This is a genomic window from Cupriavidus sp. 05N39 (assembly GCF_056397325.1).
The window spans coordinates 28,037-54,495 of the sequence record NZ_JBFTNE010000048.1 but is presented as its reverse complement, the minus strand read 5'-3'; the positions used below and the strand labels follow the sequence as shown (position 1 = coordinate 54,495).

Genomic DNA, 26,459 nt, shown 5'->3' with positions numbered 1-26,459 from the left:
CACGCCGGATGACCAGGAAGCCTGGCCGGTCCCCGGGCGTGGCACGCCCGGGGTGCGTGGCTAGCGCATCAGCGGGCTGCCCGCTTCTTGCGCGAGCGGCGAGGCCGTGGCCTGGTCGGCCGCCCGCTTGCAGTTGAACGGCATGTCTTCATAGTCGATCAGCCGGGTTTTCCGTACCAGCCGGTAGCCGAGCCAGAGCAACAGGAACAGCGGCACGCCAATATAGGTGCCGACAATCTCCATCCAGCGCCCGCGCACGTCGGTGAAGGCCTGGTAGTTCTGGCCCAGCACGATCACCACGCACAGCACGATGGCAAAGATCGGGCCGAAGGGATAGAGCGGCGAGCGGTAGGCCAGGTCGGACGCCTTGAAGCCCTGGTGCACCAGCCCGCGGCGGAAGCGGTAGTGGCTGACAGCGATGCCGAGCCAGGCGATAAAGCCGGTCATGCCGGACGTGTTGAGCAGCCACAGGTAAACCGCCTTGTCGCCAAACAGCGAGCTGAGGAAGCACAGGGCGCCGATGGCGGTGGTGGCGAACAGGGCGTTGTAGGGCACGCCGCTGGCCGAGAGCCGGGCGAGCGCCCGTGGCGCGCGGCCGCTGACGGCCAGGCCGTACAGGATCCGCGTGGAGGCGTACATGCTGGAGGTGCCGGCGGAGAGCAGCGCGGTCAGCACCACGGCGTTCATCAGCCCGGCGGCGAAGGCCAGGCCGGCGTGGCGGAACACCAGCGCGAAGGGGCTGACGCCGATGTCGGTGACGTCGTTGCGCAGCAGGCTGGGGTCGGTGTAGGGGATCAGCACGCCGATGATGAGGATCGCCAGCACATAGAACAGCAGGATGCGCCAAAAGGTCTGGCGGATGGCGCGCGGGATGGTGCGTGCCGGGTCGGCGGCTTCGCCGGCGGCGACGCCGACGGTTTCCGTGCCCTGGAAGGAGAACCCTGCGATCATGGCCACGCCGAACATGGCGGGGATGCCGCCGACGAATGGGGCATCGCCAAGCGTGAAGTTCTGCCAGCCGGATTGCGGGCCGCCCTGCATGATGCCGAAGATCATCATCAGCCCCGCCGCCAGGAAGATCAGGATCGTGGCCACCTTGATCAGCGCGAACCAGTATTCGGCCTCGCCGAAGCCGCGTACCGAGAACGCGTTCAGGCCGAACATCAGCAGCAGGAAGCCCGCACTCCAGACCACGCCGGAGACATGCGGGAACCAGTACTGCATCACCAGTTGCGCCGCCACGAGTTCCACGGCAATGGTCACGGCCAGGCTGAACCAGTAGCTCCAGCCGAGGGCGAAGCCGAAGCCTTCCTCCACATAGAGCGCGCTGTAGGTGACAAAGGAGCCGGCCACCGGCATATGCACGGCGAGTTCGCCCAGGCTGGTCATCAGGCAATACACCATCAGGCCGATCAGGCAATACATCAGCAGCGCGCCGCCGGGTCCCGCCTGGGAGATCGACGCGCCGGAGGCCACGAACAGCCCGGTGCCGACCGCGCCGCCAATGGCGATCATGGTCAGGTGGCGGGCTTTGAGTTTGCGCTGCAGGTCGTCGTGCTCGACGACGGGGTGCTGGTGAGGATGAGGATGGGAAGACATCAGGGTCACTGGAACTTCGGCGGGCGGGGCCGCGGCTTCGGCACGGGCGACACCTCGTGGGGCGCCCGAGCGGGCAAAGGGCGCGAGTTTACCGGGTTATCCGGGTAAATCCGAGGGTTATGGCGGTTTATGTCAGGAAAGTCGCCTACTGTGACTAGAGGCATTCCTCGGGATCAGGGGAATGTGCTGCATGGGGCATGGCGGTCCGGATTTACCCTAGCTTTCCGGGTGCCTTTCCCAGCTTGAATGCACGCCGGTGAGCTCGCCCATGAACCGGGCGCATGGCGCCACCGGACGGGCCCCAAAATGAAATTGAACGACCGTGCTATTTTGTGTATGCTTGTCCCGCTTGCACCGGCGGCACCAGGGGCGGGCACCGGCAAAGGGGCGCTGGCATGCGTTCCCCGGCAGCCGGGCGGTGGTCGGGCGGAACACGGCGGCGTTGGCCGCGCCGGCGCTCTCCACAGCGCGCAGAACAACATCATTCGAGAATTCGAATCCCGAGACAACATCCAGTTACCAAAGGAACCAGCATGACAGCGCAGTATCAGGTTCAGGACGGCGTAGCCGTCATCACGCTCGACAATCCCCCCGTGAACGGCCTGGGTCTCGGCACCCGGCTCGGCATCGTCGAAGGCATGACCCGTGCGCTGGACGATGCGGCCGTCAAGGCCATCGTCATTACCGGCGCCGGCAAGGCTTTTTCCGGCGGCGCGGACATCCGTGAATTCAATACGCCCAAGGCCACCCAGGAGCCGACGCTGCATTCGGTGATCAAGGTGGTGGAAGGCTCGGCCAAGCCGGTCGTGGCGGCGATCCATTCCGTGGCCATGGGCGGCGGCCTGGAACTGGCGCTGGGTTGTAACTACCGTGTGGCTTCGAAGGGCGCGCAGATCGCCCTGCCGGAAGTGAAGCTGGGCCTGCTGCCCGGCGCCGGCGGCACGCAGCGCCTGCCGCGCGTGATCGGCCTGGAAGCCGCCCTGAACATGATTGTCTCGGGCAACGCCATCCCCAGCGAGAAGTTTGCCGGTACCAAGCTGTTCGACGAGATCGTCGACGGCGACGTGCTGCCCGCGGCCGTGGCCTTCGCCAGGACGGCGGCGGCCAACCCCGGCCCGTACCCGAAGGTGCGCGACCTGAAGGTCAAGCACGAGAACGCGGAAGGCTTCATCGCCTTTGCCCGCAACACCGTCGCAGCCGTCGCCAAGAACTTCCCCGCGCCGCTGAAGTGCGTGGACGCCGTGGCAGCCTCGCTCAAGCCGTTCGATGCCGGCCTGAAGGACGAGCGCGAAGGCTTCATGTACCTGATCACCACGCCGGAATCGCGCGCGCTGCGCCACGCCTTCTTTGGCGAGCGTGCCGCCAGCAAGATCCCCGACGTGCCGGAAGGCACCGCCACCCGCAAGCTCGAGAAGATCGCCGTGATCGGCGCGGGCACCATGGGCGGTGGCATCACCATGAACTTCCTGAACGCCGGCATCCCGGTGATCATGCTGGAAACCAAGCAGGAAGCGCTGGACCGTGGCGTGGCCACCATCCGCAAGAACTACGAAAACAGCGCCAAGAAGGGCAAGCTCACGCAGGAGAAGGTCGAGCAGCGCATGGGCCTGCTGACCACCACGCTGTCCTATGACGAGATCAAGGACGCGGACATGGTCATCGAAGCCGTGTTCGAGGAAATGGGCGTCAAGGAAATCGTCTTCAAGAAGCTGGATGAAGTGATGAAGCAGGGCGCGATCCTGGCTTCCAACACCTCCACGCTGGACGTCAACAAGATCGCTTCCTTCACCAAGCGTCCGCAAGACGTGGTCGGCATGCACTTCTTCAGCCCGGCCAACGTGATGAAGCTGCTGGAAGTGGTGCGCGGCGAAAAGACCGGCAAGGACGTGCTGGCCACGGTCATGCAGGTCGCCAAGAAGATCAAGAAGACCGCCGTGGTGTCGGGTGTGTGCGACGGCTTCATCGGCAACCGCATGATCGAGCAGTACAGCCGCCAGGCCGGCTACCTGCTGGACGAAGGTGCGCTGCCGGAGCAAGTGGACAAGGCCATCGAGAAGTTCGGCTTTGCCATGGGCCCGTTCCGCATGGGCGACCTGGCCGGCAACGACATCGGCTGGGCCATCCGCAAGCGCCGCGCCGTGGACAAGCCGGACATCCAGTACTCGAAGACCGCCGACCTGCTATGCGAACAGGGCCGCTATGGCCAGAAGACCGGCGCGGGCTGGTACGACTACAAGGCGGGCGACCGCAAGCCGTACCCGAACCAGCAGGTCAACGACATGATCGTGCAGCACTCGAAGGACCTGGGCATCACCCGCCGCAAGATTTCCGATGAGGAAATCGTCGAGCGCCTGGTGTTCGCGCTGGTCAACGAAGGCGCCAAGATCCTGGAAGAAGGCATTGCCTCCAAGGCCTCGGATATCGACATGGTCTACCTGACCGGCTACGGCTTCCCGCTGTTCCGCGGTGGCCCGATGCTGTACGCGGACCAGGTTGGCCTGTTCAACGTGGCGCAGTCGATGGCGCGCTATGCCAAGGGCTACCACGGCGAAGCCTGGAAGCCGGCAGCGCTGCTGGAGAAGCTGGCTGCCGAGGGCAAGGGCTTCAACGGCTAAGCATAGCCAGCGGCGATTCGATCCTGCGCGGCCAGGCTGGCCGCGCAGGGTTTCCACCACAGATCGCAAACCGGTCACAAAGCGGGGAGTAGCGGCATGGCCAAGCAATACGGCCCGGAAGATTGCCTGCTGGTCATCGACGTGCAGAACGATTTCATGCCCGGCGGCGCGCTTGCCGTGGCGCAGGGCGATGAAGTCGTGCCCGTGATCAACCGCCTCGCGGCGGCGTTTGCGCATGTGGTGCTGACGCAGGACTGGCATCCCGCCGGCCACGTTTCGTTTGCCGCCAACCATGCCGGCACCCAGCCGTTCCAGACCGTGGCGTTGCCCTATGGCCAGCAAGTCCTGTGGCCCACGCACTGCGTGCAGGGCACCCATGGCGCGGCGCTGCATGCGGGGCTGGATGTGCCGCATGCGCAGATGGTGATCCGCAAGGGCCATCATCGCGAGGTGGACAGCTATTCGGCCTTCATGGAGGCCGATCGCGCCACCCCGACCGGGCTTGCGGGCTACTTGCGCGAGCGTGGCGTGCGCAGGGTGTTTTGCGTGGGACTGGCGACGGATTACTGCGTTGCCTGGAGCGCGCTCGATGCCCGCGCGGCGGGGTTCGGGGCCATCGTGGTCGAGGACGCCTGCCGCGCCATCGACCTTGGCGGATCGCTGGCCCGTGCGTGGCAAGACCTGCAAGCCGCGGGCGTGCAGCGCCTGCAGTCCGCCGGCCTGCTGTCCTGAAACGGAAGAATCGCCAAGCCAACCCAAGCTAACCCGGCTGAACCCAGCCAACGACATATTGCATGACACTGCCGGACGTGAATGCACGCCGCAGGTCACCAGATACCAGAGATACCGAGGAGCAAGACATGAAAGAGGCAGTCATCGTTTCCACCGCACGGACCGGCCTGGCCAAGAGCTGGAAGGGCGGTTTCAATATGACCCACGGCGCCACCCTGGGCGGCCATGCGGTCCAGCACGCCATCGCCCGCGCCAAGATCGACGCCGCTGAAGTGGAAGACGTGCTGATGGGCTGTGCCAACCCGGAAGGCGCCACCGGTGCCAACATCGCGCGCCAGATTGCCCTGCGCGCAGGCTGCCCGGTTACCGTGCCCGGCGCCACCGTCAACCGCTTCTGCTCGTCCGGCCTGCAGACCATCGCCATGGCCGCGCAGCGCGTGATCGCCGATGAGGGCGATATCTTCGTGGCCGGCGGTGTGGAAAGCATCTCCTGCGTGCAGCAGGAAATGAACCGCCACATGATCCAGGAAAGCTGGCTGACCAAGAACAAGCCGGAAATCTACTGGAACATGCTGCAGACCGCCGAGAACGTGGCCAAGCGCTACAACATCTCGCGCGAGCGCCAGGACGAGTACGGTGTGCGCAGCCAGCAGCGCGCCTTCGCCGCCCTGGAAGCCGGCAAGTTCAACGACGAAATCGTGCCGATCACGGTGCTCGCGGGCGTGGCCGACAAGGCCACCGGCCAGTTGATGACCAAGGAAGTCACGGTCTCGGCCGACGAAGGCATTCGCGGCGACACCACGCTGGAAGCCGTGTCCAAGATCCGCACCGCCATGCCCGGCGGCGTGGTTTCGGCCGGTAACGCATCGCAATTCTCCGACGGCGCTTCGGCAGTCGTGGTGATGGACGCCAAGGTGGCCGAGGCCAAGGGCCTGCAGCCGCTGGGCGCCTTCCGCGGCTTCGCCGTGGCCGGTTGCGAGCCTGACGAAATGGGCATCGGCCCGGTGTTCGCGGTGCCCAAGCTGCTGAAGAAGGCCGGCCTGACCGTGGCCGACATCGGCCTGTGGGAACTCAACGAAGCCTTTGCCGTGCAGGTGCTGTACTGCGCCGACACGCTGGGCATCCCGATGGATCGCCTCAACGTCAACGGCGGCGCCATCGCGGTGGGCCACCCCTACGGCGTGTCCGGCGCCCGCCTGGTCGGCCATGCGCTGATCGAAGGCAAGCGCCGCGGCGTCAAGTACGTGGTGGTGACCATGTGCATCGGCGGCGGCCAGGGTGCTGCCGGCCTGTTCGAAGTCCTCTGAGCGCCAGGGCGAGCCCGTGAGCGAGCAAGCGGATGCCCTGCTGGCGCATGGCCGGGAGGTGCTGGCCAGCCAGCCCTTCTCGGTGCTGGTCGGCACGGAGCTGGCCGCGCTCTCGCCCGGCCGTGCCGAACTGCGCCTGGCCATCCGGCCGGACCTGCAGCAACAGTACGGCTTCCTGCACGGGGGCGTGGTCAGCTATCTGGCCGACAATGCACTCACCTATGCGGGCGGCGCGGCCATGGCCGCGCCGGTGGTGACTTCGGAGTACAAGATCAACTACCTGCGTCCGGCGATCGGAGATACGCTGATTGCCCGTGCCGAATGCCTCAGCCGGGGCCGCCAGCAGGCGGTGGTACGGTGCGATGTATTCGTGCTCAAGGATGGCGAGGAAAAGCTCTGCGCGGTAGCGCAGGGCACGATCGCCCGCATGGGCGAAGGCAGCTAGAGTACGGCAAGGGAGGGAAGGGCGCGCGAGCGCCTTTTTCTTTCCCCGCGCCATTTACAGAATTAGCAGAATTTGCGGCGCGCCATGCAGCGTGCCGTTGTGGAGACAGYGACGATCCATGCCGCGAGGCCGCCACTGGCGCCAACGCCGGGTCGCGCATCTTTGATTTTCCCTTTCAGTCTGGGAGCCGTTTCCTGCCATGTCGCTGATCCTTTCCCGCCGTGACCTGAACTTCGTGCTGTACGAGTGGCTCAAGGTCGAGGGGCTGACCCGCATTCCGCGCTACGCCGACCATTCCCGCGAGACCTTCGACGCCGCGCTCGATACCTGCGAGAAGATCGCCACCGACCTGTTCGCGCCGCACAACAAGAAGAACGATCAGCAAGAGCCGCATTTCGACGGCGAGACTGTCGCCATCATTCCCGAGGTCAAGACCGCGCTGAAGGCCTTCTGCGAGGCCGGCCTGATGGCCGCCGGGCAGGACTACGACATCGGCGGCATGCAGTTGCCGGTAGTGGTGGAGAAGGCCGGCTTCGCCTATTTCAAGGGTGCCAACGTCGGCACCAGTTCCTATCCCTTCCTGACCATCGGCAATGCCAACCTGTTGCTCGCGCACGGCACGCCGGCGCAGGTGGAGACCTTCGTCAAGCCGGAGATGGAAGGCCGTTTCTTCGGCACCATGTGCCTGTCCGAGCCGCAGGCGGGCTCGTCGCTGTCGGACATCACCACGCGCGCCGACTACGAAGGCGAATCGCCACTCGGCCAGCAGTACCGCCTGCGCGGCAACAAGATGTGGATCTCGGCCGGCGAGCACGAACTGTCCGACAATATCGTGCACCTGGTGCTGGCCAAGATCCCCGGGCCGGACGGCAAGCTGATTCCGGGCGTGAAAGGCATCTCGCTGTTTATCGTGCCGAAGTACCTGGTCAATGCCGACGGCAGCCTGGGCGAGCACAACGACGTGGTGCTGGCCGGCCTGAACCACAAGATGGGCTATCGCGGCACCACCAACTGCCTGCTGAACTTCGGCGAAGGCATGAAGTACAAGCCCGGCGGCAAGGCCGGCGCGATCGGCTACCTGGTGGGCGAAGCGCACAAGGGCCTGGCCTGCATGTTCCATATGATGAACGAGGCCCGTATCGGCGTGGGCCTGGGCGCGGTGATGCTGGGCTATACCGGCTACCTGCACTCGGTGGACTACGCGCGCAACCGCCCGCAAGGCCGCCCGATCGGCCCCGGTGGCAAGGATCCGGCCAGCCCGCAGGTGCGGCTGGTCGAGCACGCGGATATCCGCCGCATGCTGCTGGCGCAAAAGAGCTATGTGGAAGGCGGGCTGGCGCTCAATCTGTATTGCGCGCAACTGGTGGACCAGGAGCGCGCCGCCGAGGGTGCGGAGCATGAACGCCTGGCGCTGTTGCTGGATATCCTGACGCCCATCGCCAAGAGCTGGCCGTCGCAGTGGTGCCTGGAGGCCAACAGCCTGGCCATCCAGGTGCATGGCGGCTACGGCTACACCCGCGAATACAACGTCGAGCAGTTCTATCGCGACAACCGCCTGAATCCCATCCACGAAGGCACGCACGGCATCCAGGGCTTGGACCTGCTGGGCCGCAAGGTGGTGATGAAGGACGGTGCCGCGTTTGCGGCGCTGGGCGAAGAAATCCAGTCCACCATCGGCCGCGCCCTGGCCAGCGGCGATGCCGCGCTGGGCAGCCATGCGAAGGCGCTGGGCGCCGCCGTCAAGCGCGTGGCGGAAGTCACGCAGGCGCTGTGGGCGGCGGGCGACGCCAAGGTGACGCTGGCCAATGCCTCGGTCTACCTGGAAGCGTTCGGCCATGTGGTGCTGTCGTGGACGTGGCTGGAGCAGGAACTGGTGGCGCAGGCCGCGCTGGCGGGCGCCAGGAGCCAGGAGGACCAGGACTTCTACCGCGGCAAGCTGGCGGCTGCGGAATACTTCTTCCGCTGGGAACTGCCCAAGGTGGGCCCGCAGCTTGACCTGCTGGCCTCGCTCGACCGCACCACGCTGGACATGCAGGACGCCTGGTTCTGAGCGGCAGCCGCACTAGATGAACGAGCGCGCGCACCGATTTGCGCGCGCCACACCAAATCGGGAGACACCATGAATACCATCCAGCAATTGTTCGACCTGAAGGGCAAGACGGCGCTGATCACCGGCGGCTCGCGCGGGCTTGGCCTGCAGATCGCCGAAGCGCTTGGCGAGCAGGGCGCGCGCATCGTGCTGTCGGCACGCAAGGCCGACGAGTTGCAATCGGCGCAGGCTCACCTGAAGACGCTCGGCATCGATGCCGAATGGATCGCCGCCGACGGCGCCCGCGACGCGGATATCGCGCGCCTGGCCGACGAAGCACTGGCCAAGCTGGGCCATGTCGATATCCTCGTCAATAACGCTGGCGCCACCTGGGGTGCGCCCGCCGAGGATCATCCGGTGGAAGCGTGGGACAAGGTGATGAACCTGAATATCCGCGGCGTGTTCCTGCTGTCGCAGCGCATCGGCAAGCTGTCGATGATTCCGCGCCGCTATGGCCGCATCATCAACGTGGCTTCCATCGCCGGGCTGGCGGGCAACCCGCCGGGATCGATGGAAACGATCGCCTACAACACCTCCAAGGGTGCGGTGGTGAACTTCACCCGCACGCTGGCGGCGGAATGGGGCGAGCACAACATCACGGTGAACGCGCTGGCGCCAGGCTTCTTCCCGTCCAAGATGACCCAGGGTTCGCTGGACCGCCTGGGCGTGGAAGCCATGTGCGCGTCGGTGCCGCTGCACAGGCTGGGCGACGACGAAGACCTGAAGGGCGCGGCGCTGCTGTTCGCCAGCGCCGCCGGCAAGCACATCACCGGCCAGGTGCTGGCGGTGGACGGCGGCGTGAGCGCGGTTTAAGTCCATGCTCTAATGCGGTTGGCATATGGCTTGCGTGGCTCAACCCGAGCCTGCCGGCCAACCGTACTGTCCTCGCCTCTTTAGCAAACATGACTCAAACCAACGGTTTCCCCCTCAAGATTCCCTTTCTTGCCGATCTCGGCGTGCAATGCACGCGCATGGACAAGGAAGGCAGCGAGATCGAACTGGCGCTGGAAACGCGCCACCAGAATAGCTGGGACATGGCGCACGGCGGCGTGCTGATGACGCTGCTCGACGTGGCCATGGCGATTGCCGGCCGCGCAGCCGATCCCGACGGGCGCGGCGTGGTCACCATCGAGATGAAGACTACCTTCATGGCGCCCGGGCGCGGCAAGCTCATCGCACGCGGCCAGTGCGTGCACCGTACCAGCACCATGGCCTTCTGCGAAGCCGAGATTCTCGACGCCGATGGCAAGACCGTATCGCGCGGCTCCGGCACGTTCAAGTTTGTCAGGCGTGTGCCGCCGCAACGCGCGGCGGGCGGCGCCTCGGATACCGGCGCCGACGGCTGATACGGCACATGTCCGGCAGCGGCGCGCCGCATGCCGGGCCCGCCGGCGCAGGGAGCAGCACACCAAGAACCAGACCGGAAACAACCGGCACGCGGCACCGATAAAACTAATAATGGAGACCAGATGCTGTTTGAACGGATTGCCGCCACGCGGCTATTGAAACTGACCGTGCTCGCCGCCTGCGGCGCAGGAGCCCTTGCCATGTACCAGCCGGGCCATGCCCAGAATGCGCCAGCTCCTGCGCCCGCCGCGCCGAGCTTTCCGGATGCCGCCGCTACCGATCCCGTGACCGCGGGCTGGATGCAGGGCTTTCCCCCGGCAGCCGCCAAGATCATCAGCTTTACGCCCGCCAGCAACGGCTTTCCGCGCTCCCGCTGGAGCTTTTCGCATATCCGCGAACTGGTCCCGACCGCGTCGGTCTGGCACGGGCGGGGCCCGGCCGCGGCATTCCCGCGCGCCGAGCACGATATCGGCGGCGTGGCCTTTACCGATGCCGACGGCACGAGTCGCACCTTCAGCGACATGCTGGGCCTGACCTATACCGATGGCATCCTGGTGATGCACAAGGGCCGCGTGGTCTACGAGAAGTACTTCGGCGCGCTTGACGACCATACGCCGCACATCGCCATGTCGGTTACCAAATCCTTCGTCGGTACGCTGGCCGCCATGCTGGTGGCGGACGGCAAGCTCGATCCCGCCGCGCCGGTCACGCGCTACCTGCCGGAGATGGCCGGCACAGCATACGGCGATGCCACCGTGCGCGAAGTCATGGACATGACGGTAGGCGTGAAGTATTCGGAAAACTACGCCGATCCCAAGGCCGAAATCTGGGACTACAGCCGTGCCGGCGGCATGATGCCGCGCGAGCCTGGCTATGCCGGGCCCAAGACCTTCTATGAATTCCTCGCCACGCTGAAGAAGGAGGGCGAGCACGACCAGGCCTTCGCCTACAAGACCGTCAATGCCGAAGTCCTCGCCTGGATCGTCAAGCGGGTGTCGGGGCAGTCGCTGGCCAAGCTGCTGTCCGAACGCGTATGGCAGAAGATGGGCGCGGAGAACGATGCCTATTTCATGGTGGACAGCATCGGCAGCGAGTCCGGCGGCGGCGGCCTGAATACCACGCTGCGCGACCTGGCCCGCTTCGGCGAGACCATGCGCAACGGCGGCCGCTATAACGGCCAGCAGGTCATCCCGGCCGAAGTGGTGGCGGACATCCGCCGCGGCGGCGACCGCGCCAAGTTCGCCAAGGCCGGCTACGCCACCTTGCCGGGCTGGAGCTATCGCTCGATGTGGTGGGTCTCGAACGACGACCACGGCGTGTTCGAGGCGCGCGGCATCCACGGCCAACGTATCTATATCGATCCAAAGGCGGAACTGACCATCGTGCGCTACGCATCGCACCCCATCGCTGCCAATGGCGCCAACGACCCCGTCACGCATCGCGCATACCGGGCACTTGCGCTGTCATTGATGAAGTAATCGGCCCGCCATTGACAACGAACAACGCATGACAAAGGACGAGTGTCCTTGTCCATTTCACTGTAAGGAAACCATCATGTCGAAGACCTTCAAGCGCATCGTCCTGGCCTCGCGTCCCACCGGCGCCGTGACTCCGGACAACTTCCGCCTGGAAGAGGTGCCTGTGCCCGAACTGGGTGACGGCGAGGTGCTGGTCCGCAACCATTTCCTGTCGCTCGACCCCTATATGCGCGGCCGCATGAACGAAGGCAAGTCCTACGCCACGCCGCAGCCGCTGGGCGAAGTCATGATCGGCGGCACGGTCGGCGAGATCGTGGCGACGAAGAACCCCAAGTACGCCGTCGGCGACAAGGTGGTCGGCATGTTCGGCTGGCAGGAGATGGGTGTCACCAACGGCATCGGCATCCAGAAGGTCGATACCACCCATATCCCGCTGTCGGCGTACCTTGGCTCGGTTGGCATGCCCGGCGTCACCGCCTGGTATGGCCTGAACAAGATCATCCAGCCGAAGGCCGGCAAGACCATCGTGGTGAGCGCGGCTTCCGGCGCGGTCGGCAGCGTAGTGGGCCAGCTGGCCAAGCTGCAGGGCTGCCGCGTGGTCGGCTTTGCCGGCGGCAAGGACAAGTGCGACTACGTGGTCAATGAGCTGGGCTTCGATGCCTGCATCGACTACAAGGCGGCCAAGGACAGCAAGGAGCTGTACACCATGTTCAAGGAAGCCACCCCGGATGGCGTGGACGGCTACTTCGAGAACGTGGGGGGCGAGATACTCGATACGGTGCTGGCCCGCATGAACGCCTTCGGCCGCATCGCCATCTGCGGCATGATCGCCGGCTACGATGGCCAGCCGATGCCGCTGAAGAACCCGCAACTGATCCTGGTGTCGCGCCTGACCGTGGAAGGCTTTATCGTGTCCGAACACATGGACGTGTGGCCGCAAGCGCTGCAAGAGCTGGGCACCGCCGTGGCGCAAGGCAAGCTCAAGTTCCGTGAGAGCGTCGCGCAAGGGCTGGCGAGCGCGCCGGAAGCGTTCATGGGCCTGCTCAAGGGCAAGAATTTCGGCAAGCAGCTGGTCAAGCTGGTGTAAGGACGGGCCTGCGGACGTTCCCTCTCCCGCTTGTGGGAGAGGGAACGCAAACCGGTGGTATGAATGACGAAAAAAAGGAGACACCCCATGAATGCTCCAGCAGAACAAGCCAGGCCGCTGGCCGATCAGGACGAAATGGCTGCCGGCCTGTCCGAAGAGGTGAAAGCCAAATATCGCGTGCTGCCGCGTCCGCCCAAGTTCGATACGCCGGCCGAGGAACGCCTGCACCGCAAGCAGCGGCTGGCGGCGGCCTTCCGGCTGTTCTCCAAGTTTGGCTTCGATGAAGGCGTGGCCGGCCACATCACGGCGCGCGATCCGGAGTTTCCGGACACGTTCTGGGTCAACCCCTTCGGCGTGCACTTCAGCCAGGTCAAGGTCTCCAACCTGATCCGCTGCGACCACCACGGCGAAGTGGTGGAGGGCGACTACCCGGTCAACGCCGCCGCCTTCGCCATCCATTCGCGCGTGCACCAGACCCGTGCCGACGCAGGGGCCGCCGCGCACTCGCACAGCACGTATGGCCGTGCCTGGTCCACGCTGGGCCGGCCGCTCGATCCGCTGACACAGGACGTGTGCGCCTTCTACAACGACCATGCCCTGTACGACGATTTCGGCGGCGTGGTGGTGGAACTGGACGAGGGCCAGCGCATTGCCACCGCGCTCGGCGGCAACAAGGCCGCAATCCTGCAGAACCACGGGCTGCTGACTGTGGGCAAGACGGTGGACGAAGCCGCCTGGTGGTTTATCACCATGGAGCGTTCCTGCCAGGTGCAGTTGCTGGCCGAGGCTGCCGCCGCGCGCACCAACGCGCCCCTGAAGGTCATCTCGGACGCGGCCGCGCGCCAGGCTTACTCGATCGTCGGCACCGCGCAGGCAGGCTGGTTCCAGTTCCAGCCGCTGTACGCCCGCATCGTCAAGGAACAACCCGACCTGCTGGATTGACGCCATGGCTGCCTTCGCACCGTTTACCGGCAAGGTCGTTCTGATTACCGGCGCCTCGGACGGCATCGGCGCGGAACTGGCCGTGCTGCTGGCCCGGCAAGGCGCGCGCCTGGCGCTGGCGGCCCGCCGCGTGGACATGCTGCACGCGCTGGCGGAACGCATCCGCCGCCAGCACCCGGCCGCCGACGTGGCGGTCTGGCGCGCCGACGTGTCCGACGAGGTCGATTGCAGGCGGCTGGTAGCCACCGTGGCTGCGCAATATGGCGGGATCGATGTGCTGGTCAATAACGCTGGCGTGTCGGCCCACGGCTACTTCGAGCAAGTCTCCGACTACAGCTACTACGAGCAGGTGATGCGCGTGAACTACTTCGGCGCCATGTGGTGCACGCGCGAGGCGCTGCCATACCTGCGCCAGCGCGGCGGCCTGATGGTGGCGGTGTCCAGCCTGGCCGGCAAGATCGGCGTGCCGGGCCGCACCGCCTACTCGGCCAGCAAGTTCGCGCTGGCGGGCTTTTGCGAGGCGCTGCGGGCCGAACTGCGCGGTACCGGCGTGGATGTGTGCGTGGTGTTCCCTGGCGTGGTGGCGACCGATACGCGCATCAACGGCTTCGGCCCGGACGGGCGCGCGCTGGGCGAAAGCCGGCTGCGCGAGGATGACGCCATGACCGCGCAGGAATGCGCGCGCCAGATGCTGGGCGCCATGGCGGCACGCAAGCGCGAACTGGTGATGACGGCCAGGGGCAGGCTGGGCCTGTGGCTCAGGCTGCTGGCGCCCGGCATGGTCGAGAACATGGCGCTCAAGGCCCTGAAGCAGGCGGGGCGGTAACGGCAGCAATCAGGACAATTTCAGCTGGACAACAAGAGCGACAACGACAACATGGCCGATCTAATCCTTCACCAGTACGCAACCTCGCCGTTCTCAGAAAAGATCCGGCTGCTGATGGGCGCCAAGGGCCTGGCCTGGCAGGCGGTGGAAGTCCCGCCGATCCTGCCCAAGCCGGATGTGGTGGCGCTGACAGGCGGCTACCGGCGTACCCCGATCCTGCAGGTGGGCGCGGACATCTATTGCGATACCGCGCTGATCTGCGAGGTGATCGACAGCGTGGCGCCCGCGCCCGCGCTGTACCCCGCGGCGCAGGCGGCCAGCGCGCGTGTCGCCGCGAGCTGGTTCGATACCGCGCTGTTCACCGCCGCCGTGACTTACCTGTTCCAGCCGGCCGGTGCGCAAAGCATGCTGGGCCATCTCACGCCAGCGCAGATCCAGGCCTTCGCCGCAGACCGCAAGGCCATGCGTGGCGACACCAATGCGTTGCGCATGCCCTTGCCCGAGGCCATCGCGCTGCTGCACGAAACCTTCGGCCGGCTGGAGCAGCAATTCACTGCCGGCGTGGCGCACGTGGCGGGGCCCGAGCTGTCGGTGGCGGATTTCTCGCTGTATCACAACGTCTGGTTTATCCGGCGCGCCAGCGAACTGGCCCGGCTGCTGGACGCGTATCCGGCCGTGCAGGCCTGGTATGACCGCATGCAGGCCTGCGGCCATGGCACCGTGCGGGTGATCGGCAGCGAGGCCGCGCTGGACGTGGCGCAACGCACCGATCCGCTGGCGCAGACCGGTGGGGTGGCGGCCGACAGCGGTTTTGAGGCCGGCGATGCGGTTACCGTGACGCCGACCGACTACGCGCGCGACCCGGTGGCGGGCGTGCTGGTGGCGCTGGATGCGCACCGCGCCGTGCTGCGCCGGCAGGACCCGCGCGCGGGCGCGGTCAATGTGCATTTCCCGCGCCAGGGCTATCAGGTGCTGCGCGCGGGCTAGGACCGGCGCGCGGCGGGACTGGCAAGACAACCCCATACCAACCAGAGCAACCAGAGGCAGACAACATGAAGCAATTCCAGGGCAAGGTGGCAGTGATCACTGGCGGCGCATCCGGCTTCGGCAAGGAATTCGCCAGGCTGGGAGCGGGACTCGGCATGAAGCTGGTGCTGGCGGACGTGCAGGAAGATGCACTGGACGCAACGGTGGCGGAATTCAAGGCGCAAGGTGTGCCGGTCGTCGGCGTGCGCGTGGACGTGTCCAAGGCGGAGCAGGTCCAGGCGCTGGCCGATGCCGCCATCGCCGCCTTCGGCCAGGTCAACCTGCTGTTCAACAACGCGGGCGTCGGCGCGGGTGGACTGATGTGGGAGAACAGCGAGCGCGACTGGGAGTGGGTACTGGGCGTCAACCTGTACGGCGTGATCCACGGCGTGCGGATCTTCACCCCGCTGATGCTGGCCGCCGCGGCCAAGGACCCGTCGTTCGAAGGCCATATCGTGAATACGGCTTCCATGGCCGGCCTGCTAAGCCCGCCTGCGATGGGTGTCTATAACGTTTCCAAACACGCCGTGGTTTCCTTGTCCGAATCGCTGTACCAGGATCTCAGCCTGGTCAGCGAGCAGGTGCGTTGCTCGGTGCTATGCCCGTATTTCGTGCCGACCGGCATCACGCAATCGGGCCGCAACCGCCCCTCGGAACTGGCCAACGAGGCGCCGCCCACGCGTTCGCAACTGGTGTCGCAAGCGCTCTCGGACAAGGCGGTCAGTTCGGGCAAGGTCACGGCCGCAGAAGTGGCGCAACTCACCTTCGATGCGATCCGCGACAACGGTTTCTATATTTACTCGCATCCGCAGCAACTGGCGCCCGTGCGGCAGCGCTTCGAAGATATCATTAGCCAGCGCAACCCGAGCGATCCGTTCGCCGACAAACCGGAGGTGCGCGCGGGACTGGTCGCGGCCCTGCGCGGCGAGTAAGCCGCCAGGCGGCGGACAGGGCATCGGCTGGTGGACCGGACGACCTGCCGGCCCTGGGCGCCGCGGGCGGCAGCCAGTCCATCGGAGACAAGTCAGCCATTGCGGCAAGGGAGGATTCCATGACCAAACCTGCAGTCATTCGCCATCTGCAGTACGCCACCTTACCCAACGGCACGCGCCTGCATTACGCCAGCGCGGGGGAGCGCGGCAGGCCGCTGGTGCTGTTCGTGCATGGCTTCCCGGAATTCTGGTACGAATGGGAAGAGCAGCTCGCCGAGTTCGGCAAGACCCACTACGCGGTGGCGCCGGACCTGCGCGGCTTCAACCTGTCGAGCAAGCCCGCCGACGTGGAATCCTACCGGCCGCGCCACATTGTCGAAGACCTGGTGCAGTTCATCAATGCGCTTGGCTATTCGCACTGCGTGGTGGTGGCGCACGACTGGGGCGGGGCGATCTGCTGGAACCTGGCCATCCAGTTTCCGAAGATGGTCGAGCGGCTCGTCATCATCAACTCCCCGCATCCTTACGTGTTTGCCAGGGCCCTGACCAGCGATCCGCAGCAGCAGGAAGCCTCGGCCTATATGAACTGGCTGCGCGCGCCGGGATCGGAAGACGCGCTGGCGGCCGACGGCTTCGCCAGGCTGGAGAGTTTCCTGACCGGAGGCGGCAAGCAGCCCGCGCCCTGGTTTGCCGGCGAGACACGCGAGAAATACCACGCTGCCTGGTCGCAGCCTGGCGCCGGCGGCTCGCACTCGCTGACCGGCGGCGTCAACTATTACCGCGCCTCTCCGATGCATCCGCCGGGTCCCGGCGAAACGCCGCCCGATATTTCCAAGCTGGACCCCGCGGCATTTACGGTAAGGGTGCCGACCCTGGTGATCTGGGGCGAGCGCGATACCGCGCTGCCCAGGAGCCTGCTGGATGGCCTGGATAAGTTCGTCCCGGACATGCGGCTGGAACGCATTCCGGACGGCACGCACTGGGTCATCCACGAACAACCGGAGCGCATCAACCTGCTGATCCGCAGCGCCTTGCCCTGAACCGCGCCTGACGCGGCTGCCTTTCCGGCCAGCCGCGTCAGGCGTTTGCCGCAGCGCTGGCCCGGTGGGAAACCGGCGCACTGTGCATGGGGCAGCGTGCCGCCGGCTGCTACATTGACCGGATTCGACAGCGCCGGTGCGCGCAAGGAAGGTCAAGATGAAGACGATCGGACTGATCGGCGGCATGAGCTGGGAATCCTCGGCCGAGTACTACCGCCTGATCAACCAGGACATGAAGCAGCGCCTGGGCGGCCATCACAACGCGCGCAGTGTCATGGTCACGGTGAGCTTCGAGCAGATCAAGGCACTGCAGCACGCGCAACGCTGGGACGAACTCGGCGAGTGCATGCAGCAGGCCGCCTTGCAGGTACAGGCGGCGGGAGCGGATTTCGTGCTGCTCTGTACCAATACCATGCACCGCGTGGCGCCGGCCCTGGAAGCCGCGCTCGACATTCCCTTCCTGCATATCGTCGATCCCACCGCGCAGGCCTTGCGCCGCTCCGGCATCACGCGGGTCGGCCTGCTCGGCACGGCCTTCACGATGGAGCAGGACTTCTATCGCGGCCGCATGCAGGAGAAGCATGGTATCGAAGTGGTGGTGCCGGAGGCCGCGGACCGTGCGCTGGTCCACGGGATCATCTATGACGAACTCTGCCATGGCATCGTGCGCGACGGCTCGCGGGATGCGTACCGCCGGATCATCGATGGCTTGCAGGCCCGGGGCGTGGGCGGGGTGATCCTGGGGTGTACCGAGATTGCGTTGCTGATCGGGCAGGATGATGTGGCGCTGCCGGTGTTCGATACCACTGCGCTGCATGCACAGGCGGCGGTGGGATGGGCGCTGGAGGGGGCGGTGGCCACGCGCTAGACCAGGCACGGGGGAGGGAGAGGACGTTTCGGGAGCCTGCACCTAGTGAAGCTTGGGGCGATGCGCCACACCAAAACGCTCCGACAAATCGTCGAGACGCTTGTCCAGTGTCCATAGCTGCGCGCCTGGTGTGATCAGAGTGGAAGCCAGTAATGAGACGTCTACCAGGCCGCAACCTAGCCCATACAATTTCTCGTGTTCGATAAACGCCATTACCTCTGCAAGGCTAGCCTGCTGGGCAGGCTGCAACAGTCCGATGTCCCCGAGTGTCCGGGTACGTGGTGCCGGAGGCGTCCCGAAAGCCAATTCAACCACGACCATAGGATGGGTCAGTGCTTGATCTGACAGGATCAAATTGACCAGTGCGTTATTGCGGTTCCTAAAATGATCTACCCATACCGAAGTGTCGACGAGTACGCTCATTTCGCTTGAGGCCCCGTACGGCGACGCGACACATCTTGCATGTCTGGAGCGGTACCACCGAGGGCCGCGAGGCGCTTGGCCGCTTGTACCCGGACGAACGTCTTAATCGCCTCCCGAAAGAGGTCAGATTTGTCCATGCTGGGGTCGGCCACGTCTAGCGCTTGTTCATAGAGGGCATCGTCGATCATGACGGTAGTGCGCATAACGTGCTCCTTGCCTCAAAGTTGATGTAAATTTGCACCAATAACAGCATCTCGGCAAGGCGCTCGAAGCTGGCGTTTTCCGCTGTTGCACGCGGCGGACTTCGTCGTGGCGGCTTCTCACGGGAAGCGCGATGCCGCGGAATGCCGAAGCCCGTGGCAGTCGTCGCGCCACTTCCTCTCGATGCGCATGCGTCTTATCCCTTCGTGAAGATTTCCAGGAGATGCTTGCTCGGATCTTCGAAATAGATTCTGCGGCAGCCATCGTCCGTGCTGACCTCGCCGGGGCGGCGGCGGTATGGGTCCGACCAGTACATCAGGTTGCGCGCGCGGATTCGGGCGAGGCTTTGCCCGAATTCGACGTCGCTGATCAGAAAGGCATAGTGCTGCAGGGCAACATCGCCTTGCGCGTCCATGAAGTCCAGGGTGACTTCGTTGTCCAGCCGTACGGCAAGAAACGGCCCGAACGGCACGGCAGCGGGACGTCCGAGGATCTCGCAGAGGAAGTCGGCGGACACCTTCTTGTCATGAGAAAAGACGATGGTGTGGTTGAGCTGGATGGCCATGTCGCAATCTCCGGGACGAGGTATGTGCAAGCGGAGCCCACGCTGAACCCTTACGAGCGCGCGGATATTGCTTGCGGCTTGCTGGTCCAGCCAATCCGGTGCCGCATCTGCGCGGCCACGCGCCGGGCATCATCTTCCGCATGCAGGTGGGCGCTGGTGGTGGGCAATGGACTCGTGCCCGAAATTGTCTCTGGCAAACCGCAGGTTCACCTGCTGGCCATGCAACCAACCGGGAATCGCCAGCGCCCGATGCCCGGTTGCCTGAAATCGCTTCGGCCACGTTGCGGCAAGCACCGCCGGCGTGGCCCGAAGCTCAACGCGATCAACGCAACGCGATCAACTCAACCGATGCCGGTACAGCCGGTAATTCTCATCGTCGAAGCACACAAAACTGACCTGCTCGATGCTGGGGGCCGCCGCCAGCGCCTTGCGCACTGCCTCGATGGCAATATCCACGGCCCGCTCGCGCGGGAATCCGTAGATGCCGGTGCTGATGTTGGGAAAGGCGATGGTCCGTAGCTTGTGCTGCGCGGCCAGCGCGATGCTCGCCTGATAGGCGCTGGCGAGCAGGGCGTCTTCGTCGTGGCCGCCCCCTTGCCAGACGGGACCGACCGCATGGATGACGTAAGGCGCGGGCAGCAGGCCGCCGGTGGTCATCACCGCCTGGCCGGTGGGGCAGCCGCCCTTGGTTTCGCGGATGCCGCGGCAGGCGGCCATGATGGCGGGGCCGCCGGCGCCGTGGATGGCGCCATCGACGCCGCCGCCACCGAGCAAGCCGCTATTGGCGGCATTGACGATGGCGTCGACTTCCATGCGGGTGATGTCTCCGTGCAAGACCTGCAGGTGTTCCCCTGTCATGACCTCTTCTCCGTGCTGGTTGGATAAAGCTGGACCGCCCCGGCTGTTCCGCGCACCTGTGCTGCCGGCCCGCCGCGGCACTTACATGGATTCCGCCAGCATACGCCGATAATCCGCGGCGCTGGCCTCTTTCGGGTTGGTCTTGTGGCAATGGTCCACCAGCGCACCGGCGATCACCTTGTCGAACATGTCCTCGGTGACGCCCATCTGGCGCAGGCCGGTGGGCAGCCCGAGGCGCGCCGTCATGTCATGCACGGCCTGGGCCAGGTCGGCATCCGCGGGCAAGCCCATGGCGTGGCGCAGGCGGGCGTAGCGGTTGTCGCGCACCACGCTGGGCGCGTCGGCGTTGAAGCGCAGCACGGCCGGCATCACCACCGCGTTCAGGGTGCCATGGTGCAGGCCGGTCTTGCCGTCCACCTTGAGGCCGCCCAGCGGGTGCGACAGCGAGTGCACGCAGCCCAGGCCCTTCTGGAAGGCCATGGCGCCCTGCATGGACGCGCTCATCATGTTCAGCCGTGCCTCGCGGTCCTGGCCGTCACGCGTGGCGCGTTCGATGTGCTTCCAGCCGCGTTCCAGGCCGTCCAGCGCGATGCCGTCAGCGGGGGGGTTGAAGGCGGGTGCCAGGAAGGTCTCCACGCAGTGCGCGATCGCATCCATGCCGGTGGCGGCGGTCAGGCTGGCCGGCAGGCCCAGCGTGAGGCCCGGATCACAGATGGCGGACTTGGGCAGCAGGTGCCAGGAGTGGAAGCCGAGCTTGCGGCCGTCTTCCAGGATGATGATGGCGCCGCGCGCGACTTCGCTGCCGGTGCCCGCGGTGGTCGGCACGGCGATCAGCGGTGCGGCGCGCTCGGTGATCCTGGCGCTGCCGCCTTCGATGGTGGCGTAGGTGGTCAGCTCGCCGGGATGGGTGGCGAGGATCGCAATGCCCTTGGCCAGGTCGATGGAGGAGCCTCCGCCCACCGCCACCAGTCCGTCGCAGCCGCCTTCCCGGTATTGCGCGGCGGCCTTCTTGACCATCGCCTCGGTCGGGTTGGAGGGGGTTTCGTCGAAGATCCCGTGCGGCAGGCCGCCCAGGGCGTCGATGGCCTGCTGGGCTACTCCGGCGGCGACCACGCCTTTATCCGTCACGATCAGGGGGCGGCGGATGCCGATGCGCTCGCACTCCGCCTTGAGCTGGCCGATCGTGCCGAAATCCAGGTGGATATGGGTGAGGTAATAAATGAAGGCCATCTATGCTGTCTCCGTCGGTGAGGGGTTTTATTTTCTTCTGACGATGGCCGATGATCGCGCAAAACCTGCCGATCTGGCCAGCCCCGGCTAAATTTCATAGGCTTTGCTGCCGAAACATACGGAATCATACTAAAATCGAACGATCGTTCACAATTCGAACATCCGGCATGCCAGAGCGGCCGGCGCTTCGGTTTGCCGAAGGTTCGTTGCCACTACACTGACCGTCTTTCATGTCCGCTGTTCCGTCTGCCTCCGTGTCCGCCCAGCCCGCGCCTGCCATGTCCGGCATGCCCACGGCCCCGCTCGACCCGCAGGTGGCGGCACTGCTGGAGTTGATCGGACGGGTCAAGCGCCCATCCATCCACGAACTGGATCCGGCCGACGCCAAGATCGCTTACGAGAAGAGCGCGCCCATCATGGATATCGCGCCGCAGCCCGTGCACAGCGTGGAAAACCTGAGCGTGGCCGCGCGCGATGGCTACGATATCCCGGTGCGCCTGTACGCGCCACGCGAGGCCAACTGGACCGAGCCGCTGCCGCTGTTGCTGTATTTCCACGGCGGCGGCTTCACGGTGGGCAGCGTCAATTCGCATGATCCGCTGTGCCGGTTGCTGTGCGCGCAGGCGGATTGCATGGTGCTGTCGGTGGACTACCGCCTGGGCCCGCAGTGGAAATTCCCCCACGCGGCGAACGATGCCTTCGACGTGATGCAGTGGGTGTTCGACGAGGCCGCGCGCCTGGGTGCCGACGCCAGCCGCATCGCCCTGGGCGGCGACAGCGCGGGGGGCACGCTGGCCAGCGCCTGCGCGGTGCACGCGCGCGATCTCGGCCTGGCGCCGGTGCTGCAGATGCTGATCTACCCCGGCACGTGCGCCCGCCAGGACATGCCGTCGCACCGCGCGCTGGCCGAGGGCTACCTGCTGACGGCGCCGATGATCCAGTGGTTTTTCGCGCAATACCTGGACAGCGAAGCCAGCCGCGACGACTGGCGCTTCGCCCCGCTCGATGGCGGCGGCCAGGGCGCCAATGTGCACGGCTGCTGTCCCGCCTGGATCGCCGTGGCCGGCTACGATCCGCTGCACGACGAAGGCGTGGCCTACGCGGCCAAGCTGCGCGCCGCGGGCGTGCCGGCGCATCTGGCCGACTACCCGGGCATGATCCACGATTTCTTCAAGCTGGGGCGCTTCGTCCCGGCGGTGGCCGGCGCCCATGGCGACGCGGTCGCCGCCTTGCGCATCGTCTTCGATGGCGGATGAGCGCGGCTCGCCGGACACCGCCGGCAGCCGGATCGAAGCGGTCGCAGAACCCCCGGTTTTGATGGCTTTACCAGTAGTGCATTACTTGTACTTGTAGTAGCAATTGCAATAGCAACAGGAGACAGAGACTCATGCATCGCCGCCAATTCCTCGCCCATGCGGGCGCGCTCGCCGCTACCGCGGCAACCCTCGGCCTGGCCAGCGCGCCGGCCCTGGCGCAGGCGGACAATTTCCCGCAACGGCCGATCCGCCTGATCATCGGCTATACCGCCGGGGGCTCCACCGACCTGCCGTTCCGCGTGCTGGCGGAAAACGCTTCCAAGATCTTCGGCCAGCCGGTGATCATCGAGAACAAGCCGGGAGCGGGCGGCGTGCTGCCCGCCCAGCTGATGCAGTCGACCCAGCCTGACGGCTACACGCTGGCGCAGGTAGCGATGCCGGTCTACCGCCTGCCGTACACCACCAAGATCAACTGGGACCCGGTCAAGGACCTGTCCTACGTGATCAACCTGGCCGGCTACTCGTTCGGCCTGGTGGTCCCGGCGGATTCGCCAATCAAGACCATGCAGGAATACATTGCCTATGCGAAGGCCAACCCGGGCAAGCTGACCTACGGCTCGCCGGGTTCGATGACCACGCTGCACCTGACCATGGAAGAGCTGGCCATGAAGCAGAACGTGCAGTTCTCGCATATCCCGTACAAGGGCAACTCGGAATCCATGCAGGCCCTGCTGGGCGGTCACGTGATGTCGGTGGCCGATACCCCGGCCTGGGCGCCGTACGTGGAATCGGGCAAGCTGCGCCTGCTGTCGACCTGGGGCGAGAAGCGCTCGGCGCGCTTCCCCAATGTGCCGACGCTCAAGGAACTGGGCCTGGGCATCGTGCAGACCTCGCCGTTCGGCGTGGTGGCGCCCAAGGGCACCGATCCGAAGATCGTCAAGAAGCTGCATGACGGCTTCAAGAAGGCCATGGAAATGCAGAACTACCGCGATGCGCTGGCCAAGTTCGACATGGAGCCTTACTACATGAGCAGCGAGCAATATGCCAAGTTTGCGGCGGATACGGTCAAGAAGGAAAAGGCCATTATCGACAAGCTGGGGCTGAACAAGCCGCAATAAGCAGGGCATAGCCTGCCTTGAGCCGGCGCCGCCCTGTCAGGGGCTGGCGCCGTTTTCATATCGGGCCGGTTTTCGGCCGGCAATCAAGGGGAACGCCGTCATGGCAAAGGAAGATTTCCGTCACAGCATGCCGCTGCGCGTGCGCTGGGCTGAGGTCGATCCGCAGTCGATCGTCTTCAACGCGCACTACCTGACCTACTGCGATATCTGCGTGACGGAGTACTGGCGTGCGCTGGGGATCCGGTATCCGGAGGACGTGCTGCACGCGCATGGCGTTGATATTTTCGTGGTGAAGTCCACGCTGGAGTATCACGCGTCCGCGCGCTTCGACGACATGCTGGAAATCCGGGGGCGTATCGCACGTCTGGGCCGCTCCAGCATGTTGTTCCGCGTGGAGATGTATCGTGGCGACGAGCACCTGATTACCGGCGAGATCGTCTATGTGTGCGCGGACCCGGCCACGAAGAAATCGGCGCCGGTTCCCGGGCCGGTACGGGAAACGATCACGGCTTATGAGGCCGTGAAGCCGGACGCCTGAGCCGGCTGGCTCCCGGCTGCGCGGTGGTTGCTTAAGCGGCGGCGCTGGCCTGCGTGCACGCCAGCGCCGCTCGAAAAGGCGCCTGGAAACTCAGCGCGCCGCGATACCGGCATCCTCCATGTAGGCCCGGATCACCGCATCGAAATCCGCGTCCCCCTGGAACCCCAGCGCCAGCGCCCGCGCCGTGTTCCACGCGGCGGGCCAGGTGCCGACGATATTCTCGATGCGCGCCTCGCGCTCCCAGCTCACCCGATCCGCCACGGCATCGCCGGCCACGCGCCGCAACGCCGCCACCATCTCCCTGGGCGTTACCGACAGCCCCGGCAGGTTCACGGTCCGGCGCTCGCCGAAATCAAGGCCATCGATTTCCATGCCGCGCACCAGCGCAGCGATGGCCCCGCGCGGCGACAGCAGCCACAGCGGCGTGTCCGGCGCCACCGGGCAATTGGCCGCCTCTCCAGCCAGCGGCTCGCGAATGATCCCGCTGGCGAACGACGATGCCGCGGCATTGGGCTTGCCCGGCCGTACGCTGATGGTCGGCAGCCGCAGCACGCGCCCGTCGACAAAGCCGCGCCGGCTGTAATCCGACAGCAGCAGCTCGCCAATCGCCTTTTGCGCGCCGTATGAGGATTGCGGGTTGAGCGCGGTATCGTCCTGCACCACGGCGGGCAGGGTGCCGCCATACACGGCGACCGAACTGGTGAACACCACGCGCGGCCGATGGCCCTGCGCGCGGCAGGTTTCCAGCAGCGCACGGGCGGCGTCGAGATTGACGCGCATGCCCAGCTCAAAATCCGCTTCCGCCTGGCCGCTGACGACGGCCGCCAGGTGGAACACCGCGCCGGTACGGGCATCGACGGCCTGTGCCAGCACCGCGGGGTCGGACAGGTCGCCCGTGACCACGCGCACGCGTGCGTCGTCCAGCGGGGGCGGGGCCACCACGTCGAGCAGGGTCAGGCCTTCGATGGCGGCCGGCTTGCCGTCGATGTCCAGGGTGCCGCGCTTGAGCAGCAGGCGGGCCAGTTGCAGGCCGAGAAAGCCGGCGCCGCCCGTGATCAGTACATGCATCTTGATCTTCCAGTTGTCTTGCAGTTGATTGGTTCGTGCCGCAAGCGGGCGCTTAGCCCTTCAGGTAAGGCTTGAGCCAGCCCAGCCCCGCCGAGGTGCCGGCGCGCGGCCGGTATTCGCAGCCGATCCAGCCGTCATAGCCAAGCCCGTCGATCACATCGAACAGGTACGGATAGTTCAGTTCGCCCAGATCCGGCTCGTGCCGCTCGGGCACGCCGGCGATCTGGATATGCCCGATGCCGGCAAAGTCACGCTTGAGCTTGACGGTGAGGTCGCCTTCCACGATCTGGCAGTGGTAGCAGTCGAACTGCACCTTCAGGTTGGCCGCCCCGACTTCCTTGCAGATGGCCTGGCCGTCGTCCTGGCGGTTGAGGAAATAGCCGGGCATATCGCGGGCGTTGATGGGCTCGATCAGCACGGTGATGCCTTGCGCGGCGGCGGCACGGGCGGCGTGCGCCAGGTTCTCCAGGTAGCAGGCACGATGGCGCGCGCGATCGGCGCCGGCGGGCACCAGGCCGGCCATCACGTGGACCTTGTCGTTGCCGATCACGGCCGCGTATTCCAGCGCGCGGGCGAAGGCATCGCGAAAACCGGCCTCGCGTCCCGGCAGGGCCGCCATGCCGCGCTCGCCGGCGTTCCAGTCGCCCGGCGGCGCGTTGAACAGGGCCTGGGTCAGCCCGTTGGCATCGAGGCGAGCCCGGATCTCGGCAGCGGGATGTTCATAGGGGAAGAGGTACTCCACGGCCTTGAAACCGTCCGCCGCCGCGGCGGCGAAGCGGTCCAGGAAGGCGTGCTCGGTGTACATCATCGACAGGTTGGCGGCAAAGCGCGGCATGCGGTGCTCCAGGAGAAAGGGTGGTTCTTGTGTC

Annotated in this window: 26 protein-coding genes; 18 read left to right on the top strand and 8 right to left on the bottom strand. The window is 65.8% G+C overall.

What is annotated here, in order from left to right; all coding sequences use genetic code 11:
* Positions 1-60: 60 nt before the first annotated feature.
* A complete protein-coding gene (locus AC1DN0_RS22705) occupies positions 61-1,599 on the bottom strand; it encodes an amino acid permease (protein ID WP_441628654.1) in 1,539 nt (512 codons plus the stop codon).
* Positions 1,600-2,132: 533 nt separating this feature from the next.
* Here AC1DN0_RS22705 and AC1DN0_RS22700 point away from each other — a divergent pair.
* From AC1DN0_RS22700 to AC1DN0_RS22630, 15 genes are all read left to right on the top strand, one after another.
* Positions 2,133-4,214, top strand: a complete 2,082-nt coding sequence (locus AC1DN0_RS22700) for a 3-hydroxyacyl-CoA dehydrogenase NAD-binding domain-containing protein (RefSeq protein ID WP_441628652.1) — start codon at positions 2,133-2,135, stop codon at positions 4,212-4,214.
* Between the two features lie 96 nt (positions 4,215-4,310).
* Positions 4,311-4,946: a bifunctional nicotinamidase/pyrazinamidase gene (gene pncA / locus AC1DN0_RS22695; RefSeq protein WP_441628650.1), complete on the top strand. Its 636-nt coding sequence runs from the start codon at positions 4,311-4,313 to the stop codon at positions 4,944-4,946.
* Between the two features lie 128 nt (positions 4,947-5,074).
* A complete protein-coding gene (locus AC1DN0_RS22690) occupies positions 5,075-6,253 on the top strand; it encodes an acetyl-CoA C-acyltransferase (protein WP_045236328.1) in 1,179 nt (392 codons plus the stop codon).
* A gap of 16 nt (positions 6,254-6,269) precedes the next feature.
* Positions 6,270-6,698: a PaaI family thioesterase gene (locus tag AC1DN0_RS22685; protein ID WP_441628648.1), complete on the top strand. Its 429-nt coding sequence runs from the start codon at positions 6,270-6,272 to the stop codon at positions 6,696-6,698.
* 199 nt (positions 6,699-6,897) lie between these two features.
* Complete coding sequence (locus AC1DN0_RS22680) at positions 6,898-8,748, top strand: acyl-CoA dehydrogenase (protein ID WP_441628646.1); 1,851 nt, start codon at positions 6,898-6,900, stop codon at positions 8,746-8,748.
* 69 nt (positions 8,749-8,817) lie between these two features.
* Positions 8,818-9,600 carry an SDR family oxidoreductase gene (locus tag AC1DN0_RS22675; RefSeq protein ID WP_441628644.1) on the top strand — a complete coding sequence of 261 codons (783 nt, stop codon included), beginning with the start codon at positions 8,818-8,820 and terminating at the stop codon, positions 9,598-9,600.
* An 89-nt stretch (positions 9,601-9,689) separates the two neighbouring features.
* Positions 9,690-10,133, top strand: a complete 444-nt coding sequence (locus AC1DN0_RS22670; protein ID WP_045236331.1) for a PaaI family thioesterase — start codon at positions 9,690-9,692, stop codon at positions 10,131-10,133.
* A gap of 123 nt (positions 10,134-10,256) precedes the next feature.
* The gene (locus AC1DN0_RS22665; protein ID WP_441628641.1) at positions 10,257-11,612 is read left to right on the top strand and encodes a serine hydrolase domain-containing protein; all 1,356 of its coding nucleotides are present in this window, start codon (positions 10,257-10,259) and stop codon (positions 11,610-11,612) included.
* Between the two features lie 76 nt (positions 11,613-11,688).
* A complete protein-coding gene (locus AC1DN0_RS22660) occupies positions 11,689-12,699 on the top strand; it encodes an NADP-dependent oxidoreductase (RefSeq protein WP_035867707.1) in 1,011 nt (336 codons plus the stop codon).
* An 87-nt stretch (positions 12,700-12,786) separates the two neighbouring features.
* A complete protein-coding gene (locus AC1DN0_RS22655) occupies positions 12,787-13,641 on the top strand; it encodes a class II aldolase/adducin family protein (RefSeq protein ID WP_441628639.1) in 855 nt (284 codons plus the stop codon).
* 4 nt (positions 13,642-13,645) lie between these two features.
* A complete protein-coding gene (locus AC1DN0_RS22650; RefSeq protein ID WP_441628637.1) occupies positions 13,646-14,467 on the top strand; it encodes an SDR family oxidoreductase in 822 nt (273 codons plus the stop codon).
* A 51-nt stretch (positions 14,468-14,518) separates the two neighbouring features.
* Positions 14,519-15,454, top strand: coding sequence for a glutathione S-transferase family protein (locus tag AC1DN0_RS22645; RefSeq protein ID WP_441628635.1), 936 nt, complete (start codon positions 14,519-14,521; stop codon positions 15,452-15,454).
* 65 nt (positions 15,455-15,519) lie between these two features.
* On the top strand, positions 15,520-16,425 hold the full coding sequence (locus AC1DN0_RS22640) for an SDR family oxidoreductase (protein WP_441628633.1): 906 nt from the start codon (positions 15,520-15,522) through the stop codon (positions 16,423-16,425).
* 119 nt (positions 16,426-16,544) lie between these two features.
* On the top strand, positions 16,545-17,465 hold the full coding sequence (locus tag AC1DN0_RS22635) for an alpha/beta fold hydrolase (RefSeq protein ID WP_441628631.1): 921 nt from the start codon (positions 16,545-16,547) through the stop codon (positions 17,463-17,465).
* A 157-nt stretch (positions 17,466-17,622) separates the two neighbouring features.
* A complete protein-coding gene (locus tag AC1DN0_RS22630) occupies positions 17,623-18,333 on the top strand; it encodes an aspartate/glutamate racemase family protein (RefSeq protein WP_441628629.1) in 711 nt (236 codons plus the stop codon).
* 42 nt (positions 18,334-18,375) lie between these two features.
* Here AC1DN0_RS22630 and AC1DN0_RS22625 read toward each other — a convergent pair whose 3' ends face one another.
* From AC1DN0_RS22625 to AC1DN0_RS22605, 5 genes are all read right to left on the bottom strand, one after another.
* Positions 18,376-18,756, bottom strand: a complete 381-nt coding sequence (locus AC1DN0_RS22625) for a type II toxin-antitoxin system VapC family toxin (protein ID WP_441628627.1) — start codon at positions 18,754-18,756, stop codon at positions 18,376-18,378.
* Positions 18,753-18,959 carry a type II toxin-antitoxin system VapB family antitoxin gene (locus AC1DN0_RS22620; protein WP_441628625.1) on the bottom strand — a complete coding sequence of 69 codons (207 nt, stop codon included), beginning with the start codon at positions 18,957-18,959 and terminating at the stop codon, positions 18,753-18,755. The genes AC1DN0_RS22625 and AC1DN0_RS22620 overlap by 4 nt, the downstream gene beginning before the upstream one ends.
* 194 nt (positions 18,960-19,153) lie before the next feature.
* A complete protein-coding gene (locus AC1DN0_RS22615) occupies positions 19,154-19,522 on the bottom strand; it encodes a VOC family protein (RefSeq protein WP_441628623.1) in 369 nt (122 codons plus the stop codon).
* Positions 19,523-19,858: 336 nt separating this feature from the next.
* The gene (locus AC1DN0_RS22610; RefSeq protein WP_441628621.1) at positions 19,859-20,380 is read right to left on the bottom strand and encodes an O-acetyl-ADP-ribose deacetylase; all 522 of its coding nucleotides are present in this window, start codon (positions 20,378-20,380) and stop codon (positions 19,859-19,861) included.
* An 81-nt stretch (positions 20,381-20,461) separates the two neighbouring features.
* Complete coding sequence (locus tag AC1DN0_RS22605; RefSeq protein WP_441628619.1) at positions 20,462-21,610, bottom strand: iron-containing alcohol dehydrogenase; 1,149 nt, start codon at positions 21,608-21,610, stop codon at positions 20,462-20,464.
* Between the two features lie 287 nt (positions 21,611-21,897).
* On the opposite strand from AC1DN0_RS22605, the gene AC1DN0_RS22600 reads away from it, so the two are divergent.
* From AC1DN0_RS22600 to AC1DN0_RS22590, 3 genes are all read left to right on the top strand, one after another.
* Positions 21,898-22,866 (top strand): alpha/beta hydrolase, encoded by a 969-nt coding sequence (locus AC1DN0_RS22600; RefSeq protein WP_441628706.1) that lies wholly within the window; start codon positions 21,898-21,900, stop codon positions 22,864-22,866.
* Between the two features lie 131 nt (positions 22,867-22,997).
* Positions 22,998-23,984 (top strand): tripartite tricarboxylate transporter substrate binding protein, encoded by a 987-nt coding sequence (locus AC1DN0_RS22595; protein ID WP_045236343.1) that lies wholly within the window; start codon positions 22,998-23,000, stop codon positions 23,982-23,984.
* 100 nt (positions 23,985-24,084) lie between these two features.
* Positions 24,085-24,522 carry a YbgC/FadM family acyl-CoA thioesterase gene (locus tag AC1DN0_RS22590; RefSeq protein WP_441628617.1) on the top strand — a complete coding sequence of 146 codons (438 nt, stop codon included), beginning with the start codon at positions 24,085-24,087 and terminating at the stop codon, positions 24,520-24,522.
* Between the two features lie 90 nt (positions 24,523-24,612).
* On the opposite strand, the gene denD is transcribed toward AC1DN0_RS22590, so the two are convergent.
* Positions 24,613-25,590, bottom strand: a complete 978-nt coding sequence (gene denD / locus AC1DN0_RS22585; protein ID WP_441628615.1) for a D-erythronate dehydrogenase — start codon at positions 25,588-25,590, stop codon at positions 24,613-24,615.
* 52 nt (positions 25,591-25,642) lie between these two features.
* On the bottom strand, positions 25,643-26,425 hold the full coding sequence (otnI, locus tag AC1DN0_RS22580) for a 2-oxo-tetronate isomerase (protein WP_441628613.1): 783 nt from the start codon (positions 26,423-26,425) through the stop codon (positions 25,643-25,645).
* Between the last annotated feature and the right edge of the window lie 34 nt (positions 26,426-26,459).

Coding starts and splice junctions, on each gene's coding strand:
- AC1DN0_RS22705 (WP_441628654.1), bottom strand. CDS start 1,599: ATGTCTTCCCATCCTCATCCTCACCAGCACCCCGTCGTCGAGCACGAC.
- AC1DN0_RS22700 (WP_441628652.1), top strand. CDS start 2,133: ATGACAGCGCAGTATCAGGTTCAGGACGGCGTAGCCGTCATCACGCTC.
- pncA (WP_441628650.1), top strand. CDS start 4,311: ATGGCCAAGCAATACGGCCCGGAAGATTGCCTGCTGGTCATCGACGTG.
- AC1DN0_RS22690 (WP_045236328.1), top strand. CDS start 5,075: ATGAAAGAGGCAGTCATCGTTTCCACCGCACGGACCGGCCTGGCCAAG.
- AC1DN0_RS22680 (WP_441628646.1), top strand. CDS start 6,898: ATGTCGCTGATCCTTTCCCGCCGTGACCTGAACTTCGTGCTGTACGAG.
- AC1DN0_RS22675 (WP_441628644.1), top strand. CDS start 8,818: ATGAATACCATCCAGCAATTGTTCGACCTGAAGGGCAAGACGGCGCTG.
- AC1DN0_RS22670 (WP_045236331.1), top strand. CDS start 9,690: ATGACTCAAACCAACGGTTTCCCCCTCAAGATTCCCTTTCTTGCCGAT.
- AC1DN0_RS22665 (WP_441628641.1), top strand. CDS start 10,257: ATGCTGTTTGAACGGATTGCCGCCACGCGGCTATTGAAACTGACCGTG.
- AC1DN0_RS22660 (WP_035867707.1), top strand. CDS start 11,689: ATGTCGAAGACCTTCAAGCGCATCGTCCTGGCCTCGCGTCCCACCGGC.
- AC1DN0_RS22655 (WP_441628639.1), top strand. CDS start 12,787: ATGAATGCTCCAGCAGAACAAGCCAGGCCGCTGGCCGATCAGGACGAA.
- AC1DN0_RS22650 (WP_441628637.1), top strand. CDS start 13,646: ATGGCTGCCTTCGCACCGTTTACCGGCAAGGTCGTTCTGATTACCGGC.
- AC1DN0_RS22645 (WP_441628635.1), top strand. CDS start 14,519: ATGGCCGATCTAATCCTTCACCAGTACGCAACCTCGCCGTTCTCAGAA.
- AC1DN0_RS22640 (WP_441628633.1), top strand. CDS start 15,520: ATGAAGCAATTCCAGGGCAAGGTGGCAGTGATCACTGGCGGCGCATCC.
- AC1DN0_RS22635 (WP_441628631.1), top strand. CDS start 16,545: ATGACCAAACCTGCAGTCATTCGCCATCTGCAGTACGCCACCTTACCC.
- AC1DN0_RS22630 (WP_441628629.1), top strand. CDS start 17,623: ATGAAGACGATCGGACTGATCGGCGGCATGAGCTGGGAATCCTCGGCC.
- AC1DN0_RS22625 (WP_441628627.1), bottom strand. CDS start 18,756: ATGAGCGTACTCGTCGACACTTCGGTATGGGTAGATCATTTTAGGAAC.
- AC1DN0_RS22620 (WP_441628625.1), bottom strand. CDS start 18,959: ATGCGCACTACCGTCATGATCGACGATGCCCTCTATGAACAAGCGCTA.
- AC1DN0_RS22615 (WP_441628623.1), bottom strand. CDS start 19,522: ATGGCCATCCAGCTCAACCACACCATCGTCTTTTCTCATGACAAGAAG.
- AC1DN0_RS22610 (WP_441628621.1), bottom strand. CDS start 20,380: ATGACAGGGGAACACCTGCAGGTCTTGCACGGAGACATCACCCGCATG.
- AC1DN0_RS22605 (WP_441628619.1), bottom strand. CDS start 21,610: ATGGCCTTCATTTATTACCTCACCCATATCCACCTGGATTTCGGCACG.
- AC1DN0_RS22600 (WP_441628706.1), top strand. CDS start 21,898: ATGCCCACGGCCCCGCTCGACCCGCAGGTGGCGGCACTGCTGGAGTTG.
- AC1DN0_RS22595 (WP_045236343.1), top strand. CDS start 22,998: ATGCATCGCCGCCAATTCCTCGCCCATGCGGGCGCGCTCGCCGCTACC.
- AC1DN0_RS22590 (WP_441628617.1), top strand. CDS start 24,085: ATGGCAAAGGAAGATTTCCGTCACAGCATGCCGCTGCGCGTGCGCTGG.
- denD (WP_441628615.1), bottom strand. CDS start 25,590: ATGCATGTACTGATCACGGGCGGCGCCGGCTTTCTCGGCCTGCAACTG.
- otnI (WP_441628613.1), bottom strand. CDS start 26,425: ATGCCGCGCTTTGCCGCCAACCTGTCGATGATGTACACCGAGCACGCC.